This window comes from Marinobacter xiaoshiensis, from assembly GCF_031631795.1.
Lineage (GTDB): Bacteria > Pseudomonadota > Gammaproteobacteria > Pseudomonadales > Oleiphilaceae > Marinobacter > Marinobacter xiaoshiensis.
This window is the reverse complement of the sequence record NZ_JAVMBO010000006.1, coordinates 89,022-107,553: the sequence shown is the minus strand read 5'-3', so window position 1 is coordinate 107,553 and position 18,532 is coordinate 89,022. Positions and strand designations below refer to the sequence as shown.

General features: G+C 53.6%; 20 protein-coding genes. 14 read left to right on the top strand and 6 right to left on the bottom strand.

The window, feature by feature from the left end; translation table 11 throughout:
• The first annotated feature begins 6 nt into the window (after nt 1-6).
• Nucleotides 7-1,476 (top strand): anion permease, encoded by a 1,470-nt coding sequence (locus RKA07_RS03655; RefSeq protein WP_200202751.1) that lies wholly within the window; start codon nt 7-9, stop codon nt 1,474-1,476.
• Between the two features lie 10 nt (nt 1,477-1,486).
• Complete coding sequence (locus RKA07_RS03650) at nt 1,487-1,855, top strand: hypothetical protein (RefSeq protein ID WP_200368962.1); 369 nt, start codon at nt 1,487-1,489, stop codon at nt 1,853-1,855.
• Here RKA07_RS03650 and RKA07_RS03645 read toward each other — a convergent pair.
• Together RKA07_RS03645 and pdxR are read right to left on the bottom strand one after the other, a co-directional pair.
• Entirely contained in the window at nt 1,847-2,989 is a 1,143-nt protein-coding gene (locus RKA07_RS03645) for a cytochrome P450 (RefSeq protein WP_310965605.1), read from the bottom strand. The two genes, RKA07_RS03650 and RKA07_RS03645, sit on opposite strands and share 9 nt — an antisense overlap.
• Before the next feature lie 137 nt (nt 2,990-3,126).
• Nucleotides 3,127-4,554 (bottom strand): MocR-like pyridoxine biosynthesis transcription factor PdxR, encoded by a 1,428-nt coding sequence (pdxR, locus tag RKA07_RS03640; RefSeq protein WP_310965604.1) that lies wholly within the window; start codon nt 4,552-4,554, stop codon nt 3,127-3,129.
• A gap of 93 nt (nt 4,555-4,647) precedes the next feature.
• Here pdxR and RKA07_RS03635 point away from each other — a divergent pair, with 93 nt between their 5' ends.
• The 3 genes from RKA07_RS03635 (at nt 4,648) to RKA07_RS03625 (ending at nt 6,180) form a co-directional block, all read left to right on the top strand.
• Nucleotides 4,648-5,244 (top strand): pyridoxamine 5'-phosphate oxidase family protein, encoded by a 597-nt coding sequence (locus RKA07_RS03635; RefSeq protein WP_310965603.1) that lies wholly within the window; start codon nt 4,648-4,650, stop codon nt 5,242-5,244.
• Nucleotides 5,245-5,366: 122 nt separating this feature from the next.
• Entirely contained in the window at nt 5,367-5,711 is a 345-nt protein-coding gene (locus tag RKA07_RS03630) for a PBPRA1643 family SWIM/SEC-C metal-binding motif protein (protein ID WP_200202746.1), read from the top strand.
• Between the two features lie 37 nt (nt 5,712-5,748).
• Nucleotides 5,749-6,180: a DUF3010 family protein gene (locus tag RKA07_RS03625; protein WP_310965602.1), complete on the top strand. Its 432-nt coding sequence runs from the start codon at nt 5,749-5,751 to the stop codon at nt 6,178-6,180.
• Nucleotides 6,181-6,216: 36 nt separating this feature from the next.
• On the opposite strand, the gene RKA07_RS03620 is transcribed toward RKA07_RS03625, so the two are convergent.
• Together RKA07_RS03620 and RKA07_RS03615 are read right to left on the bottom strand one after the other, a co-directional pair.
• Complete coding sequence (locus tag RKA07_RS03620; RefSeq protein WP_144775306.1) at nt 6,217-6,660, bottom strand: YtoQ family protein; 444 nt, start codon at nt 6,658-6,660, stop codon at nt 6,217-6,219.
• A gap of 87 nt (nt 6,661-6,747) precedes the next feature.
• Nucleotides 6,748-7,257: an acyl-CoA thioesterase gene (locus tag RKA07_RS03615; protein WP_200202744.1), complete on the bottom strand. Its 510-nt coding sequence runs from the start codon at nt 7,255-7,257 to the stop codon at nt 6,748-6,750.
• A 162-nt stretch (nt 7,258-7,419) separates the two neighbouring features.
• Here RKA07_RS03615 and RKA07_RS03610 point away from each other — a divergent pair, with 162 nt between their 5' ends.
• Both RKA07_RS03610 and RKA07_RS03605 read left to right on the top strand, forming a co-directional pair.
• Nucleotides 7,420-8,373 carry a DnaJ C-terminal domain-containing protein gene (locus RKA07_RS03610; protein ID WP_200202743.1) on the top strand — a complete coding sequence of 318 codons (954 nt, stop codon included), beginning with the start codon at nt 7,420-7,422 and terminating at the stop codon, nt 8,371-8,373.
• A 15-nt stretch (nt 8,374-8,388) separates the two neighbouring features.
• Nucleotides 8,389-8,733, top strand: a complete 345-nt coding sequence (locus RKA07_RS03605) for a chaperone modulator CbpM (protein ID WP_200202742.1) — start codon at nt 8,389-8,391, stop codon at nt 8,731-8,733.
• 24 nt (nt 8,734-8,757) lie between these two features.
• On the opposite strand, the gene RKA07_RS03600 is transcribed toward RKA07_RS03605, so the two are convergent.
• The gene (locus RKA07_RS03600; protein ID WP_200202741.1) at nt 8,758-8,931 is read right to left on the bottom strand and encodes a DUF6435 family protein; all 174 of its coding nucleotides are present in this window, start codon (nt 8,929-8,931) and stop codon (nt 8,758-8,760) included.
• Nucleotides 8,932-9,134: 203 nt separating this feature from the next.
• Between RKA07_RS03600 and RKA07_RS03595 the strand changes: the two genes are divergently transcribed.
• The 5 genes from RKA07_RS03595 (at nt 9,135) to RKA07_RS03575 (ending at nt 15,514) form a co-directional block, all read left to right on the top strand.
• Complete coding sequence (locus RKA07_RS03595; protein WP_310965601.1) at nt 9,135-10,562, top strand: DUF5666 domain-containing protein; 1,428 nt, start codon at nt 9,135-9,137, stop codon at nt 10,560-10,562.
• Nucleotides 10,563-10,616: 54 nt separating this feature from the next.
• Nucleotides 10,617-11,495, top strand: coding sequence for a DUF6502 family protein (locus RKA07_RS03590; protein WP_310965599.1), 879 nt, complete (start codon nt 10,617-10,619; stop codon nt 11,493-11,495).
• Nucleotides 11,492-11,893, top strand: coding sequence for a DUF6502 family protein (locus RKA07_RS03585; RefSeq protein ID WP_310965598.1), 402 nt, complete (start codon nt 11,492-11,494; stop codon nt 11,891-11,893). The genes RKA07_RS03590 and RKA07_RS03585 overlap by 4 nt, the downstream gene beginning before the upstream one ends.
• Before the next feature lie 51 nt (nt 11,894-11,944).
• Nucleotides 11,945-13,423: a DUF5666 domain-containing protein gene (locus RKA07_RS03580; protein WP_310965597.1), complete on the top strand. Its 1,479-nt coding sequence runs from the start codon at nt 11,945-11,947 to the stop codon at nt 13,421-13,423.
• Nucleotides 13,424-13,573: 150 nt separating this feature from the next.
• Entirely contained in the window at nt 13,574-15,514 is a 1,941-nt protein-coding gene (locus RKA07_RS03575) for a methyl-accepting chemotaxis protein (protein WP_310965596.1), read from the top strand.
• Nucleotides 15,515-15,541: 27 nt separating this feature from the next.
• Here the strand turns inward: RKA07_RS03575 and RKA07_RS03570 are convergent, their stop codons facing one another.
• A complete protein-coding gene (locus tag RKA07_RS03570) occupies nt 15,542-16,507 on the bottom strand; it encodes an NAD(P)H-dependent flavin oxidoreductase (RefSeq protein WP_310965595.1) in 966 nt (321 codons plus the stop codon).
• 127 nt (nt 16,508-16,634) lie between these two features.
• On the opposite strand from RKA07_RS03570, the gene RKA07_RS03565 reads away from it, so the two are divergent.
• Together RKA07_RS03565 and trhO are read left to right on the top strand one after the other, a co-directional pair.
• Nucleotides 16,635-17,366: a DsbA family protein gene (locus RKA07_RS03565; RefSeq protein ID WP_310965594.1), complete on the top strand. Its 732-nt coding sequence runs from the start codon at nt 16,635-16,637 to the stop codon at nt 17,364-17,366.
• A 140-nt stretch (nt 17,367-17,506) separates the two neighbouring features.
• Entirely contained in the window at nt 17,507-18,523 is a 1,017-nt protein-coding gene (trhO, locus tag RKA07_RS03560) for an oxygen-dependent tRNA uridine(34) hydroxylase TrhO (protein WP_200368972.1), read from the top strand.
• The last annotated feature ends 9 nt before the right edge of the window (nt 18,524-18,532 follow it).

Below are 18,532 nucleotides of genomic sequence, written 5' to 3'. Positions count from 1 at the left end.
TTCGTGATGCCCTCTTCCACATCCGATTTCAATCGGTTGCCCGCCCTTGTCGCGATTGCTATCGGGATTGCAATCTGGTTTATCCCAACGCCGGAAGGCGTTTCGGCTCAGGGCTGGCTTATGCTGGCCATATTTGTAGCAACGATTGCAGCCATTATCGGCAAGGCCATGCCTATTGGCGCCATTTCAATCGTTGCAATCACGGTCGTGGCCGTTAGCGGCGTTACCAGCGACAACCCCGGCACGTCGATGCGCAATGCCTTGGGCAGCTTCAGTAATTCGCTGATCTGGTTGATAGCCATAGCCATCATGATTTCCCGGGGGTTGATAAAAACCGGGTTGGGCGAGCGTATTGGCTACTATTTTATTGCCGTTTTTGGCAAAAGAACCCTTGGTATTGGTTACGGACTGGCCCTTTCGGAATTGGTGATCGCACCGGTTACGCCCAGCAATACCGCAAGGGGGGGCGCGATTATTCACCCGATCATGTTGTCCATTGCTCAGAGCTATGGCTGTACGCCAGACAAGGAAAATACCAATAAGATTGGCAAGTACCTGGCATTGGTCAATTACCACGGCAATCCCATCACTTCCGCAATGTTTATTACTGCTACTGCGCCCAACCCGCTGACGGTCAAGTTGATTGCCGATGCTACCGGTTCTGCAATCAGCCTGAGCTGGACAACCTGGGCGCTGGCCATGTTGCTGCCTGGCCTCGTCGCCATCGCGTTAATGCCCCTGGTTATCTATCTGATGTACCCGCCAGAGATCAAGGCCACTCCCGACGCAGTCAGTTTCGCCCGGGAGCGCTTGGCGAGGCTCGGTAAATTGACCCGCGATGAAGGCATAATGCTGGGGGTTTTTGTTATTTTGCTGTTGCTGTGGGCAGACATACCGGCCTTGATTTTCGGTGCCGCGTTCAAGCTGAACGCAACCACCACTGCTTTCGTGGGGCTGTCGATTCTTTTGGTCACCGGCGTATTGAACTGGAAGGATGCGCTATCTGAAAAGAGCGCCTGGGATACGCTGGTCTGGTTTGGTGCTTTGGTGATGATGGCCACCCAGTTGAACGAACTGGGTGTTATTGCGTGGTTCTCTGAGGAAATTCAGGAGGGCATAGTCAGCACCGGCCTGGCTTGGCCGGCCTCTACCGCGATTCTGGTTCTGGTGTTTCTGTATTCCCACTACTTTTTTGCCAGCACCACGGCTCATATCACTGCCATGATGGGGGCCTTTCTGGTGGTTGGCCTGGGCCTCGGCGCGCCGCCCATGGCCTTTGTTCTGATGATGGCTGCTACTTCCTCCATCATGATGACCCTGACCCATTACGCTACTGGTACATCACCGGTTATATTCGGTTCCGGTTATGTGAGCCTGAGCGAATGGTGGAAAGCCGGGTTCGTGATGAGCCTGGTGAATCTGACCATCTGGGTGGTGGTTGGCGGGCTTTGGTGGAAACTGCTGGGGTACTGGTGAGTTGGCTACAATGAAATTTCCGATCGTTACCGTAACCCTGGTTTCAGCAGCGCTGCTGTTCGTTTTGTGGGATCAAACCCGCGAGCAACCACAAGCTGTTGATGCCAGCCGGTTTACCAACCTTCAGGCGAATCCCGTAAAACTCAGCACAACCGTGGATTGGCTGATTACCCAGCTGCCTTCGCTGTGTGAGCAAGCGACAGGCAAGGCTGAGGGAACTGACGCCAACGCCAGCTGTGTTAAGCAGGCAAAAACACGCACCTCAACATGCCGGCGTAGCATTTACGACGGCTTTCCGAGCGTTGTAGCGTCAGAGGCCGCTTTTCGGGATGTGTCGATTACGCTGATTAACTGCCTTGTTCAGGATGCGTCACCTTAGCACCACCGGCACTCGGTGGTATCCACCCACTGGCGCCACTTCCCGTTCTGGTGGCTCGCCTGGCACCAAATCTATTGCCTGTACTGATGTGAGTATGGTTTGCAGCGCGATGCGCAATTCCCAGGTCGCTAGCAGTCTGCCTGGACACACGTGCTTGCCGGCTCCGTAGAGCAGGTTATTTGCTGCGTTGCCTTGAGGATCAAACCGGCTGTTGTCGAAGACAGATTCATCGCGGTTGGCGGAGGTCCAGTTCAGTTTTACCCGGGCGCCGGCGGGGATATCCCGGCCACCGATATGAACGGGGCAGGTGGTTACTCTCCGGTTGGATACAAACGGGTTGTCGCGGCGAAGTATTTCATCGATGATCGCTTCTGCTTCTGTATTGGAAGCTCCTCGTATCCTCTCAACAAGATCGGGTTGTTGGGCCAGATGGGCGATGAGTACGCCAACACACAGAGCGATCGAACCCAGATCTCCTCCTGTCCAGTTGCGCAGAATTGAAACCAGTTCTGGCTCTGTCAGTGGGCGCCCATTTACCGTCTCGCGGCACAATCTTGTAGTCAGATCGTCCGGGGCGCTTGCACCGGCAGCACGCCGCGGCTGGATAACCGAACGAATAATCTCATCAAACTGTTCGGCTACTTCTGCCATTAATGTATTGTCGCCAGAGCGGGTAGCGGCATGGTTTTCCTTCATCCAGGCCAGCAGTTTTGGTTCCAGTTCTGCAGGCCATCCCAGCCAGGCGCACTGGGCACGAACGGCAAACACGGCACCTATGTCATTTACGGCGTCCAGCACTTTGCCCTTGGGCAGCTCTGCTACCAACTGATGTGCGACGCGTGTGAAAACTGGAACGAATGGCTCCACCGCTTCCCGGGTAAGATATCGCTCGATCACATTTCGGTAGAGCGTGTGTTCCTCTCCATCAAGCCCGTTCGGAACTTGCAGGTAGCGAGACACCTGGCTGGAAAATCGCTCATGATCCAGAGCAGCGGCCAAAACGTCGGCATGCCTTAGCAGCACCCATTCGCCTTTGATGTTTCGCACGACAGGATGTTTGGGGCGCAGTTCATCGGTGTAGGCCCTCAAATCACGGCCAGCTGCGGACAAATCATCCGGCATGTGGTCTGTCATATTGACTCCTTTTCCATCAACAATAGCTTGCCTGATCAGCATACCCGCAATTGCTCAAATCAAAAATGCGAAAGGACAAGAGCAGCCAGGCGTTGCGTCAATTGCAGGAAACCTGTGTGAGCTAACGGCCAAAATTATCACTGTGTTAGCAGGAGTGACTTCAGTGCCAATACAGCCGCTTTGATTTCGCACTCGCTGGCGCTGGCAAAGCCCATCACCAGACCGCTTCTCGTGTCCTCCCCGATAAAATGAACGCTCAAGGGTGTGCTGCCAACCCCCTTGGCTCTGAGTTGTTGGCTGATGTCGGCGTCATCGAAGTCGCCCTCCAGAACCAGATGCATGCCGGCACTCTCCGCTACAGGTGTTACCAACCCATCCAGTTGCTCTAGCACAAGCTTTTGGAAGTACGTCCATTTCTCCTTGTAGAGCTGTCTCATGCGGCGCAGGTGGCGGGTGAACTGCCCGCTTGTAATGAACTCCGCAATGGTCGCCTGGGTGAGCAGCGGTGTTTCACCACCGGTAACCCGTTTGGCCCACAGGAACGCCTCCACCATGGATTCGGGCACAACCAGATAGCCAACTCGCAAGCCGGGAAGCAGGGTTTTGCTGAAGCTGCCCACGTAAAGAACGGGGGTGTTGTCGAATAACCCCTGAATAGCGGCGAAAGGTTTGTTGTGGAAGTGGAACTCACTGTCGTAGTCGTCTTCTACAATCCAGGTTTGATTGCGCTGTGCCCACTGAACCAGTGCCATACGCTGCGCAATATCCAGAATTCCGCCCATGGGATATTGGTGTGTAGGGGTGCAGAACAATAGTTTGGCAGGGTCCATATCCGCAAGTGCCTCCACATCCAGCACCTGGCCTTTCAAGGGCACGGGCAATAACGGGTTGCCATAACGCCCAAGGGCATAACGGGCGCCGCGATAGCCCGGGTTCTCGCAGAAAACGCGGTCACCAGTTTGAAGCAGTACATCTGCAATCAGAGACAATGCCTGCTGCGCACCGTTGGTAATGATGATTTGATGCTCATGGCAGCGCACCCCGCGAGACTCCCGCACATAGTCTGCGACAGCTTGCCTCAGAGGTTGGTAGCCTTGAATGCAGTCGTACCCTCTGAGCAGTCTGCGGCTTTCCTGATGATGCAGGATCCGGTTCCAGCTGCGGATCGGGAAGGCGTCCAGATCTGGCAGGCCCGGCTGGAAGGGCAGGTTGGCGTCTTCCCCTAGTCGCATACTGTGTCTCGGCACGATGGGTAGCGGTGGCAACGGCTCAGCATTGCATGGTAAGTGCGAGACCGCCTGATCAGGCTGGTTCAGGCTGGCGCGGATGTCATCGTTAACGAACACCCCTTTGCCCGGACGGCTCAGCAGAAAGCCTTCTGATTTAAGCTGGTCGTAAACCGCATTCACGGTGTTTCTGCTCACCCCGATATCTGTTGCCAGCTGCCTGCTTGATGGCAGTTGGCTGCCGGGAAGGTAGCGCTGGTCCATGATGCGTTGGGACAGTTGTCGATAGAGCTGTTGTTGCAACGGTGTGGCTGAATCCAGCTGAATATCGTTTATCACTTTAACTGGCCCTATTGAAAATCATAATGTGGATCTTTTGATGGTATCAGATGTTTTCTTTAATAGCGGGGTACTTAACGAAAGGAACCTATGATGTCTTTGAAGGAAACCGACCCAGCCGCAATGTATTCCCTTTCCTGTTGCCCGCGCAGCCAGGTGAAGCGCACTGCGAAACGTGCGAGCTATGAGCGCTCGGAAGCTTACGCTCTGATCGACCGCTTAAAGACGGCCCATGTTGGGTTTGTGGAGGAGGGGGAGCCCAGAATTATCCCGCTTACGGCCTGGCGCCTGGGGGATGATCTTTATCTCCATAGCTTGAACGGTGGTCGCTTGTGCAAGCAGCTGGAATCCGGTGCGCAGCTGTGTATTTCGTTTGCGGTAACCGAGGAGTGGGTGATGAGTAAATCGGCCTATCACCATAGCGCAAACTACTCATCGCTGGTGCTGTTCGGAAAGGCCCGGCGAGTGCTGGATGAGGCGGCATTCGACGAGGCGTTCAAGGCTATTATCAACCAGCTTTCGCCGGGGCGATGGGATCAGGTTCGCGCGCCCAGTGTTAAAGAGCGCAAAGCCACCGCGCTGTTTCGTGTGCCCATTGAAGAGGGAGCTTTCAAAAGCCGAACCGGTGGGCCTAACGAGGAGCCGGAAGATATGGCGCTGCCTGTATGGCATGGCACGCAGGCGGTTTAAGTTTCAGTATTTCTCTAATCCGCTATATAACCTGTCTTGCAAGCATGCTAAAAGATGGCCGTCTCGGTGGCGGCCTTGCTCAAGAGCGAATAGCCCCTCTATTAATTCATCAGGGTTTCAGCATGTCTGACAAGTTTTTCTTCAAAGGCCGGCAGGATGCACGGCAGCATCACACGGCCTATGGCGGCTTCAAAACCAACGCCAGTCAAAAAAGCGGAAGCAAGAAGTTTCCTCTGCAGCTGGTTGTAACCAGCGAGGCGCGCAAGCAAGAGGTTGAGGCGCTGGTGGCAGAAGCGCAGCTGCATGCGAACATTACCATCGATTCCCGCGAAGGTGCTGTCGAATCCATAGCCGAGCTTACCGCTATCCTGAATAAGGGTGGTACCGTAACTCAGCCCAAGATGCCGTCTCGGAATGATCCCTGCAGTTGCGGCAGTGGGAAAAAGTTCAAAAAGTGCTGTGCCTGATACACAGATAACTTTAGCTACCGAAAAAGGAGTGCCCATGCTTATTTGTGGTGTTGAACTCAGTGGAAGCGACGCCGTGGTGTGTTTGCTGAGTCTGGAGGGGGGGCAGTTCACCCTGCCTGAGAGCAATGTTCGCAGGATCACCCTCAAGAAGAACCACACTCGCAGGGATCTGCAGGAATTTCAGGCGTCTTTTGCGAAATTTCTGGCAGAGCACGATGTGAAAAAAGTGGCTATCAAAGAGCGCATGCCCAAAGGCAAGTTTGCCGGTGGTGCCATCAGTTTCAAAATGGAAGCGGCTCTTCAGTTGATGCCAGAGGCGGATGTTGAGGTGGAACTGCTTTCATCTGCAACCATCAAAGCGACACTGTCTGCCAAGCCGATGCCCATTCCTTTTGCAGCGACGGGATTGAAGGTGTTCCAGGAAGCCGCATTTGTTGCGGCTTATGTAGGGCATCTGGCGAAGTAACCAGGTTCTTTATACTTCGCCGGATGCTTCAGGCAATTACTGTGCAGTTGTAACGTACTTCAGAATCTCGACCACCTGCTCGGGAGTTTGCGCCCACGCCATGGCGGATGCGTCTACTTCTTTCAGCGGGTGAATAATGTCGTCGTTGTGAAGAGTAACGTAGGGCGTTCCCATAGCCGCGCAGAAGCCGGCATCAAAGGCTGCGTTCCATTGCTTGTACTTGTCACCAAAACGAATCACTGCCAAATCGCATTGTTCCAACAGGGTTTTGGTGCGAATGCCGTTTACCTTGGATGACTGGTGATCACGCCAGAATGCCACTTCCGGCTTGCCCAGCATGTCGCCGGCTGCATCGCTGGCTTCGTGGTTGGTAACAGGCGCAGTAAATTCCACCGGCAACCCGGCAGCTTCTGCCCCAGCCTGAATTTGTTCACGCCAATCAGTGTGAATTTCGCCAGAGAGATACACAGTCCAGATCATGGAGTTCTCCTAAGTAAAATGGGTAGGGGTGGGTTTGAATCTGCGAGACCCTATCATAGCCCAGCGCTCTACAGAATCTCAGCCCGGTTAATCCCTATCGTCATCGGTTACTTTCGCCAGCTCGGCTCGGGTCTTCAGCCGCCCCTCGCGGCGAATCTCGGCGTTCTCAAAACGCTGTCGCTGTTTAGCGGTTTCCGGAATAACGGCAGGAACATCTGCGGGCCTGTCGTTCTCGTCGAGGGCTACGAAGGTGAAAAAGGCAGAGAGGATATGTCGTGTTTCGCCGGTGTAACTGTTCTCCGCCACAACCTTGGCGCCGATTTCCATAGATGAGCCCCAACTGCGATTCAGAGCTAAACTGAACAGCAAGGTATCGTTGCCTTTCGCCGGGGCGCGGAAGTGGATGGAGTCCACCGCTGCGGTCACACAAACACAGGTTGAATGACGCTCGGCAACCACCAGAGCCAGGCGGTCGCATTTTGCCATGATCATTCCGCCGAATACGGTTTCGTGGGAGTTCATGTCATTGGGGAAAACCTTGTACACGTGCTTCTCAATGGCAGAAGCAGATACGGGCTTGGATGGCTTGTCAGGCATAAGATCCTTTCTCGATAATGGTATTAAGCTAAGGTTTATAGTGAGGCTATTCATAAGGGTACTACACCCTCTACGAAAGCGCGGGGCTGAGCTTGTATTTCCAGCGTTTGCGCCAATCATATATAACCAGAGAACAACGTTTAATCAGATGCGAGGAGTTCAATGGACTTCAAAGACTATTACGCCGTGCTTGGTGTGAGCGAGTCTGCCTCCCCCGAGGAAATCAAAAAATCCTACCGGAAACTGGCCCGGAAATATCACCCGGATGTCAGTAAAGAAGACAACGCCGACGAGAAGTTCAAAGATCTTGGCGAAGCCTACGAAGTACTGAAAGACCCGGAAAAGCGCGCGGAGTACGACCAGCTGCGAAAATACGGCGCGCAGGCCGATGGCTCTTTCCAGCCACCTCCCGGTTGGCAGAGTGCCTCGGGGTTTGGTGGTGGTGGATACACTGATGCCGACTCCCGACAGTTCAGCGATTTTTTTGAGCAGATGTTTGGCGGTGGGCCTGGCCCTGGTGCTGGAGGTTTCCGGCAGAACATGCGCATGCGTGGTGAGGACGTTCATGCACGGTTGGCGCTGTTCCTTGAGGAAGTGTTTAATGGAACCGAAAAGCAGGTTTCCTTTGCAGTGCATGAAGCCGACGAGCATGGCCGTGTTATAGCGCGACAGAAAACACTGAATGTAAAAATCCCCGCCGGAATGCGCGAAGGGCAGCATTTGCGCCTGAAAGGCCAAGGGTCCCCTGGCTTTGGTGGTGCAGCACCTGGTGACTTGCTGATAGAGATTGAATTGGCTCCGCACCCACTGTTCAGCGTTGAGGGGCGGGATGTTGTTGTAACTGTGCCGGTGGCACCATGGGAAGCGGCGCTCGGTGCTACAATCACTGTGCCCACTGTAGGCTCAAAGGTAAATGTGAAAGTGCCCAAGGGAACCTCCTCGGGGCGAAAGCTCCGCCTGAAAGGCAAGGGGCTGCCAGGCAAGCATCCGGGCGATCAGATTATTATTTTGCAGATTGTGATACCGGAACAGCATTCTGCAGAGGCTGAAAAGCTATACGAGCAGCTTGCCGAGGCGGAAAAAGCATTCAACCCACGCAGCAAACTCCATCTGTGAAGGGGAGAGTAAAGGATGAGTGATAGAAGCAGTATTCTGACTGTTGAAGTAATGGACTCCGATGGCAGCACCTTTACCCTTCACGAAGTGTGCGAGCGAGGTGAGTGTCACGCTGAGTTTGTCATCAAACTGGTGAGCTACGGCATTATTGCGCCGGTGGAGCCAGCGGCAGAGGCGCGCCAATGGCTGTTTGATGTGGCGGCACTCGCCCGGCTGCATAAAGCCAGGCGTTTGCAGCGTGATCTGAAGATGAACCTGCCGGGCCTTGCGATGTCACTGGAACTCCTTGATGAGGTTCAGGAGATGCGACGCGAAGTAGAGCGCCTCAGCCGACAGTTGCAGCAGCTGACGGAGGAATAGTGTGGTGCGTTTATAAACTCTGGATTACCGGTTTTCGTCGAGAGCCCTGATCTCTGCGTAAATCCTTTCTGCCTCCTCTGTCAGGGTGCCATGGCTCCTTAAGTCCCCATTGCGCTGCGCATGCAGCGCTTTGGTCAACTTGGCTTCATACGCCTTCTGCAGCTTTTTCCTCGGATCACCTTTTAAAAAACCCAGCATTTTCCCGTCTCGCTTTTCTGGTTCGTGGTCATAACTTTACGCAGATTCTGTCTGAAAGTTCATAAATTATCCGTGTCTGTTGCTGGACAAAATTGATTAGTGGGATTAAATTCCCAATTATAAATTTGGGAAAATAATCCCATTAATTGATTGGGCGATTGAAAATTGATTGCCAGAGCCTATAAGCAGCCCGGAGAAGTACGATGAAACACAACTTATTAGCGACCGCCGTAAAGTTAGCTCTGACCGGAGCCCTCGCGGGCTCACTTGCAGCCTGCGGTGGTAGCTCAGGCGGCTCGGATTCTGCCGGCGTATCATCCGGCACCAGTGTTGGCCCGGTTTCCGGCTTTGGAAGCGTATTCGTAAATGGAACAAAGTTCAGTACCGATGGCACTGTTAAGAGCAATGACGGCATTGAGCGTGAAGATCAGCTAGAGAAGGGCATGATCCTGAAAGTTCGGGGTGATTGGAGCGGCCATGGTGAGGGTAAAGCAAGAACTGTCTCCTACGATGACACCTTGCGTGGACCGGTTACCTCTATGACCTGGGATGCTGCTAGTCGCACAGGTAAAATCGTAATGCTTGGTCAGACGGTCGTTGTGGATGGCCGCACGGTATTTCGGGGCGCAACGCCGGGCTTTCTGGAAAGTAACGCCACCGGGTATCGGGTTCGCATTAGTGGCTGGCGCACCGCAGAAGGTGAGTTCCGCGCAAGTTTTGTGGGCGCAAGAGCCGATGGTGTGGAATTTGATGGCGCCAATGATGTTGAAATAGAAGGGGTTGTGAAAGATCTCGATACATCTGCTCAAACCTTCACCATCAACGGCTTTTTAATCGACTACGAACGTGCGAAGCCGGAAGACGGTTTCGCTTTGGAAGATCTGGCCAACGGCATGGTTGTGGAAGTAGAAGGTGCCTTATCTGCTGATAATAAAACGCTTCTGGCAACTGAAATTAGTGATGAAAGCGATTGGCTTGGCGGTGAAGATGACGACGTAGAGATTTCCGGTGAACTTTATGACTACGACGAAGCAGGCCAGCTGTTCTACATCAACGGCGTGTTGGTGCAGATAACCACCAATACCGAGTTTGACGATATTCGCAAATCCGACCTGAAAAACGGTGTGCACGTGGAGGTTGAGGGCGAGTACCGCGATGGCGTTTTGTATGCTGAGGAAATCGAAGGCCAGGAAGCAGATGTTGAGCTTGAAGGTGTTGTTGAGTCCATCGATCTTGAGAATGAAACACTCATGGTCAGTGGGGTGAAGGTTCAGCTCACCACCAGCACTCTGATCGACGAAGGCGATGACAACGAGCGGCGCAGTCGGGTTCGGGATATTCAAAGCTTCAAGGCAGGGGATTTTCTGGAAGTGGAAGGCTATCAGCGCAGCGACGATGGCGGCTATCTGGAAGCAGTGAGCGTGAAGTATGAAAGCGGAGACCCAAGTGGCTGCGCAGAACTGGAAGCCCGTGTCTTTGTGACTGATCTGGGTTCAATCCGCGTTATGAACCTGGAGATTCTACCAGGCGCATACAGCCTTGCTGGTTTGGATCTCGATGAAGAGGTTGAGCTTGAGTATTGCCCAACAGGCGCTGGCGAGTACGATTTGAGCGGCAGCCCTGAGCAGTAGGTCCCCAACTGTGTTTCTGGCTATTAGCGCCAATATGGGAATATAATCCCAACCATGAGCGAGTCCAATACCAACCCATTGCACCAGGCCCTGTTCCGCATTCTGCGACCTCTTGCGAGGTTGCTGCTGCGGAACGGAATTCCATTTGGTGAGTTCGCCGAGCTGGTCAAGCGAGCCTATGTGGAAGCGGCACTGGAGGACTTCCCCGGTGATCGGCGCAAACCTACCGACTCCGGGGCGGCTGTTATGACGGGGTTGACGCGCAAAGAAGTTAAGCGCCAGCGAGAGGTTCTTGCGGGCCAGCACATAGGAAAATCCGACGTGCTGCACGCTAATCGTGCTTCTCGCGTTGTGTCTGGCTGGGTGCATGATGCTCTATTCCAGAGCCCTTCCGGAGAGCCAGCTATACTTACCTTTGACGGGGCGTTGAGTTTCAGCGAACTGGCAAAAAAGTACAGTGGAGATATGCCGCCACGTTCTGTACTGGATGAGCTGTTAAGGGTTGGTGTGGTGTCTGTAGATAGCGATACCGGTAAGCTCGCACTGATGAAAAGAGCCTATGTGCCCGCTGGAGATAGCCAGGAAATGCTCCAGATCTTTGGTGAGGATGTATCAGATCTTATAGCGACAATAGACCATAACCTGGTCTGCGATGCTGGCAGGCAGCGGCCGTTGTTCCAGCGCACACTGACGTATAACAACATTCCACCGGAAGTTATGGAAGCGTGGCGCAGCCACGCGGCGGAGCAATCCCAGAAACTGCTGGAGCAGTTGGACTCCTGGCTGGGGCCAAAAGACCGGGATGTCACGGGCAGCCAGACGGCCGCCTCACCCCAGGATTCTTACAGAACGGGCATCAGTATTTTCTATTTCGAAGAAGCTACTGCTGCAGAAACATCCCCACTCGGCTCCAAAAGAGAGAAAGTACTATGAAGTCCGGCAGCCAGCCAAAGTTTGTGAGTCGCTGGGAACCTACCGAGCTTGCCAGCACCCTGTTGTCTGCTCCAAGCCGCGAAGTTGTTAGACATTGGATCAGTGAGATTGGGTTTCTTGATGAAAACCTGCACCCGGTTCTTTTGTCGATGAATGATCAGAAAGAACCGTCGTTGGACCAGCTTGTCCAGGCGGTTAATCCCGGTTTTTCCACTTCTGTGGTTCTAAACGAACTGCTGCGCAAAGGCGTGGTTGAGCAGTTGGAGAACGGGCAAATCTTGCTAAGGCGCAGCACCTATATACACAATGTGCCCAGCTTTGAGGTTTCACCCGGGGTTAGGCGCCGAAAGCACAGATCCGACGGCAGCGCGGGACGCCGGCACAGCGATGATTTTTGATTTGGGGACCCAAAATATGATGCCGCGGGCCTATCCTACATGGTGAGCACAATGAAACTGATATCCCGAAAACGTCCTTTGACTGCACTCGCGACGGTCCTGCTTCTAGGCCTTTTTTCAGCCTGTGGTGGTGAATCTCAGGTAGCAGATGGGGGCATTCGTGGCACCGGGTCGAGCGTGGGACCGGTATCGGGGTTTGGCAGTGTTTTTGTGAATGGGGTCGAGTTTTTTACGGATTCAATTCTTAACGAGAAAGTAGAAAGTAACGATGGGATTGATACAGAAGGCGATCTCAACGAAGGCATGATTCTCCGAATCGAAGGGCAGTGGCGCATCGACGGCACCGGTGCAGCGGATTCCATGGAGTATGACGACACCTTGCGCGGTGACCTGTCCAACTTGGTCCGTGGCGCGCCTGGAGAGCCAGTCAGGTTTGAAATATACGGACAACAAGTTGTCGCAGACAGGCAAACCGTCTTGAAAGGAAGGACGCTTGCAACCTTGGCCAACAATGATTTTGTACGAGTCAGTGCCTGGCGGCAGCCAGATGGCAGATACCGTGCCAGCTATATTGGCTTCAACCCAGTGTTTTACGGTGCTGACCCTATAGAACTCGAAGGCCCGGTTGATGCGGGTTCTGTTGAAGCTGACCAGTTCACTATGAACGGTGCTGTGATCAAGTTTGGTGATGACAGCTTTGCGGAAGGAATATCAGCTGAAGATCTGAAGCCTGGTGCCTATTTTGAAGTGGAAGGGTACAAAGAGTTGGCGGGAGGCGCGATTGTCGCGACACGAATCCAGCTTGATGATTTCCGCCGCTATCGCCCGGTAGGTGAAGATATTGAGATAGCCGGTCCTGTGTCATCAGATTACAACAGAACCGACAATACGTTCGGACTGAACGGTTTGACGATCCAGGTAACGAGCGCTACAGAGCTGGATGATATAACTCTCGATGACCTCAAGGCTGGCTTGCTTGTGCAAGTTGAAGGCGAGTTTGTTTCGGGTGATCTGGTTCGGGCCACGGAGATCGAAGCCCGGGATGGCGATGCTGAAATTACTGGCGCTGTTGATTCAGTAGAGCTGAGCTCGAACAGTTTGATGATAGGTGGGATACGAGTTGCCATAACATCCAGAACGATCATTACGGATGATGATGCTGATGAGCCGTTAACGATTTCAGATTTGGTGCCTGGTGTGGACGACGTTTATGTAGAAGTTGCCGGGCTGCAGAAAAAAGGCCATAACGGCAGCGTATACATGGAAGCCACTCAAATCGAGCGAGAGCCTTCAGGTAACACGGGCGAGTACGAGGTTAAAGGTGTTGTAACCAGGCAAGACCTGACCTCTACTACGGTCAGGGTTCTTGGACTAACGCTTATTACCAGCGCTGCCGTGCTCAATGACGCTGACAGGGCTGAGCTGGAAATATTGTTTGATGAAGGGGAGCAGGTTGTCCTCGAAGTTGAATATAGACGAAAGGCCGATACCGTTGACCAGTACGAAGCGCTCAGTGTGGAGCTGGATTGATACCGACCAGCTTAACCCTCTGCAACAAATCCCTGCATAAAGAAGTCCCCCTTTGTCGCGTGCTTTGCTACAACTAGTATAAAGAAGCATTCAGATTACAAAAAGAACAGTTACCCCGATTGCCGGGGTAGCAGGTTGGGGGATTGTTTTATGGCCTCTCGTTTCCTGAAAGACCTGATCTCCAGCAGGTTGTTTCGGCCAGTTTTTATTGTGCTCGTGTTTGCCGGTCTGGCTCAGGTTTTTATCAGTCAATGGCTGATCACAGACCAGGTTGAACGCTTGATAAGCACTGCCAGTTCAGCACTTGAAGCCAGCAGCGATCAGCTCAGCGAGTCCTTTGGAACTACCCGCGATGATGTTCGGCTGCGCTTGCAAACCATGCGTGAGGAAAGTGTCAGGGAGCTGGCTGAAGAGCTTATGCTCAAGCAAAGCCAGCAGCAGGAGCGCGTGGCCGAGAATGTTCGCACTGCGGTTATGGCAGAAGCGCAAGGGTTGGCAGACGTGCTGGCGGCGGTCGCTGCACCCTTGATCTGGGACAGGGATATTCCGCGGTTGACCGATCTTGTGGAACTGGCAGACGCACGGGAGTCTGTGCTCTTCGCGATCTATTTTGATCAGTACGGTGAGCGCCTGACACGCTACGTTGACCGTACCGACGAGCGGGTGCTCGCGTTGATGGAACAAGGGGAAGGGGGCGGCGCGGCCAATCGGGTGCTGGACGCTGCAAGCCGTGACTCGAATGTTGTCATTATAACGGCAGATATCAAGCCAAAAGGCTCATCGATTGGGCAGCTGAAGATCGGGTTGTCACTGGATGGTATTAATCGCGACCTGACGGATTTAAAAGAAGAGTTCAGTGTCGCCCTTGCGAGCAGTATTGATGCGTCAAGGCAAACCCTTGAAACTGAAACCGATCAGGTTAATCAGCGCCTTCAGCAACAGCTGACAGAAATTGGAGCTGCAACGCAATCTCATATCAGCAAGACAGTTGATGCCCTCCGCCTCGAAGCGGCAGGCTTGTCGTCGAGCCTTTCATGGGTTGCTGTTAGCTCCATGGTTATTCTTTTGATTTTGGTGGCAGCGGTCCTTGGAGGTAGTGTGTTGCCCAGGGTTCTGCGCCTGAATTCGGCTATCCGCGGCATTGCCGATGGCGAGGCGGATCTCACTCGGCGGGTTAACCTGAAAGGCAATGATGAGCTGACGGAGATGGCTCGAGGTGTTAATCAGTTTATCACCCGAATTCAGGGGCTGGTTACCGATGTTAAAAACTCTGCTGAGGACGCTGCCGGGAAAGCCCGGGCACAGGGTGAGGTCAGCCGGGATGCGGTTGCCGCAGTCAGTACACAGCAGCAGGAAGTTGTGGACGTATCAGAAACCATGGCGGCCATGTCCCACAGCATTGAGGGGGTTGCACAGAACATTCAGGAAGTAGCTGGCGCAGTGAGAAGTGTTAGCACAGAGAGTGATGCAACAGCGACTATCTCCCGGGATGTTCTGAAGCGCCTCGATAATGTAGTGCTCAATGTACAGAAGGCCGTGGAAGCGGTCAGTGCACTGGATACACAAAGCACACAAATCACCTCGGTTTTGTCGGTAATCGGGGCCATTGCGGAACAGACCAACTTGCTGGCGCTTAATGCTGCGATAGAAGCCGCCAGAGCGGGCGAGTCGGGCCGCGGGTTTGCCGTTGTTGCTGATGAAGTAAGAACCCTGGCAAGCCGCACACAGGCTTCCACCACCGAGATTGAAGCCATCATCGCGCAACTGCAACAGGGCAGCAAACAGGCTGTTTCGATGATTGGCACCGTATCAGAGGAGGTTGTGGAATCGTCTGCAGAGTTCCGCCGTGCAGATGAGCACTTTGAACAGATCAATCAGTTGCTCAGCAGCTTGCAGAAGCAAGCATTGAGCATTGCCTCGGTGGCCGAGCAAGAAGGCCGGCAGGCACAAAGGGTAAGTGTAAGCGTTGAAGGTATTGCGCACTCGGCTGAGGTGACCGTGGAGGCCATCCAGCGTTCAGATAAGGCCAGCCATGAAATCAGTGAGCTGCTGGTGGCTCTTCAGCGCAATGCATCCCAGTTCCGTGTTTAACGGAACCGGGAGCATTACAAAGATGCTTTAAGTGCAAAGCCGTGCACGCGCGCTTTGATATTCCTGCTTCAATCTTGATACCAGAGCCTCCACGCTGACCACATCGTTAATCTGGCTCACACCCTGGCCGGCGGACCAAACGGTCTTCCAGGCTTTGGCTTCATCATCCATTGGTTTCAGCTTTTCACCGTAATTGATTTCGCCCGCCTGGTTTAGTTTGGCCATATCGAATCCGGCAGCTTCCAGACTTTGCCTCATGAAACTGGCAGGAACGCCAGATACCGCTGGCGTATGAATGATGTCACTGGATTCAGATTCGATAATCATGTTGCGGTAGGCATCTTCCGCTCGGGATTCAGTGGTGTTGATAAAACGCGTGCCCATATAGGCCAGGTCTGCACCCAAGGCTTGAGCTGCCAAAATATCTTCACCATGGGAGAGCCCGCCAGCCAGCAAAATAGTGCCATCAAACACTTCGCGGATTTCGTGAACCAGCACAAACGGGTTGATTGTGCCCGCATGCCCGCCAGCACCGGCAGATACGGCAATAACACCGTCCACGCCGGCCTCGGCTGCTTTGCGAGCATGCTTTTGGTTGGTTACATCGTGGAACACTACACCACCATAGCTATGCACGGCTTCTACCACCTGGCTGGCGGCTCCTAGTGACGTAATGATGATGGGCACCTGATGCTTGACGCAAAGTTCCAGATCTGCCAGCCAGCGGGGATTGGAGCGATGTACGATCAGGTTGACAGCATAAGGCGCAATATTGGCTTCCGGGTGTGCTTCTTTCAGTTTGCAAAGACCCTCGTTCATCTTGATCAGCCACTCTTCAAAGCCTTCACTTGTGCGCTGGTTCAGGGCCGGGAAGCTCCCAACAATGCCCTCCCGACAGCATGCAAGTGCCAACTCAGGTCCAGAAATAAGAAACATGGGAGCTGCAATCAGTGGCAAGCTTAAAGAATCTGCGCGAAAGGCTGGAAGTGGCATGAGATCTCCTTAATTTGTATTGGAACTTATGTAGGATATAGAGGATCTTAGCCTGCCTGAGCGATTGTGGGAATGTTCGCCTGCTAACAATTATCAGGTTACCTCTGCAAAATAAAAGGAGTCAAAAATGGGTGAAGCAAAACGTCGTAAAGAAACCGGTGCACCGCCACCCCGGCAAGCCCAGTCGAAAAAGCCTCTGGTGATCGTGGTGAGCGTGTTGGTTCTTGCTGCTATTGTTATTGGCGCTTTTTTCCTGACCGCCGCCCCGACACCCTCATCTGATGAGTTGCCGGTTGCCGCACCAAATGCAGAGGCCTTCCCGGCGGGCCTGGACCAGTACGGTGTTTCCGTTGGTGCTGCCGAGGCGCCAGTGGTTGTGCGGGAGTTTGCAGATTACCAATGCCCGGCTTGTGGCCTTTTTGCCTCAGCCAGCAAGCGCTTGAAGCAGGAATATGTAGAGGCAGGGAAAGTTCGCTTCGTGTATTTCGATCTGCCCTTGCAACAGCACCAGAATGCATTCCCGGCAGCGCAGGCTGCCCGCTGTGCTGGCGACCAAGGTGCCTATTGGGAAATGCACGAACGCCTTTATGGCTCGCAAACCGAATGGAGTGGGTCGAATGACCCGGTCGCCACATTTACCCGTTACGGCAAGGATTTGGGCCTGGAGGAACGTCGCTTTCGCCGCTGCATGACCACAGAACTGCACAGAGAAGCTGTTGAAGCCAGCCGTCGTGTTGCCATGCAGTTGCAGGTGACAAGCACGCCAACCGTTCTTGTGGATAACATTCGCCTTACCCGTCCGGGTTGGGGCCAGCTTTCGGCGATTGTTGAGCGTGAGCTCTCCAGCGCTGGAAAGTAACTGCCTATGCTGGCTTCGGCCAGCCCTGACTTGAACAAAAGCCTGAGTGGGTTAGAATCTGCGCCCTCTCTGGCTTTAACCTTCCAGATAAAACAAACCGATGCTCCGGATTTACGATCCGGCCTGCAGGAGATATCCCCATGAGCAACAGCGTTGTTGTGTGCGCGCTCTATAAGTTCGCCGTTCTGAATGATTACAAAACCCTTCGCCAACCACTGCTGGATATCATGCAGTCCAACGGTGTGCACGGCACCTTGTTGCTGGCCCGTGAAGGCATCAACGGCACCATTGCCGGGAGCCGAAGCGGGATCGATGCCGTACAGGCCTGGTTGAACGCGGATGAACGTTTTGATGGAATTGATTACAAAGAGTCCTTCGTAGATATCCAGCCATTCAAACGTACCAAGGTGAAACTCAAAAAAGAGATTGTCACCATGGGCGTCGATGGCATTGACCCCAAGCGCATTGTGGGTACTTACGTTGAGCCCGCGGAATGGAACGCGTTGATCTCAGACCCGGACGTGCTTCTTGTTGATACCCGTAACCAGTACGAAGTTGAAATTGGCACCTTCGAGCACGCCATTAACCCCGCCACGGATACGTTTCGTGAATTTCCCGAATACGTAAAACAAAATCTCGACCCTGCGAAACATAAAAAAGTCGCCATGTTCTGTACCGGCGGCATTCGTTGTGAAAAGTCCACGGCTTACCTGAGAGAGCAAGGCTTTGAAGAGGTTTATCACCTTAAAGGCGGCATCCTGAAGTATCTGGAAGAAGTGCCAGAAGAGCAGAGCCTGTGGAAAGGTGAATGTTTTGTATTTGACGACAGGGTTACGGTCAATCATCGTTTGGAGCGCGGCGGCTATGACCAGTGTCATGCCTGCCGGCGGCCAATCACCGAGGCTGATAAGGAACACCCGAGCTATGCGCAGGGTGTGAGCTGCCATAGGTGTATTGATTCCCTGAGTGAAGAGCAGAAGGCGCGCTTCGCGGAGCGAGAGCTTCAGATGCGACTGGCCGAGGCCCGGGGAGAGGCACATGTGGGTGGAGATGCCGCCCGTGTTATTGCTGAACGTAAAGCGCGCAAGAAATCAGAACGTGAGCGCCAGGCCCAAAAAAGCTTGAAAGGTGAGCGTCAGAACGCCCCCGCTCGTTAATATTAGTTC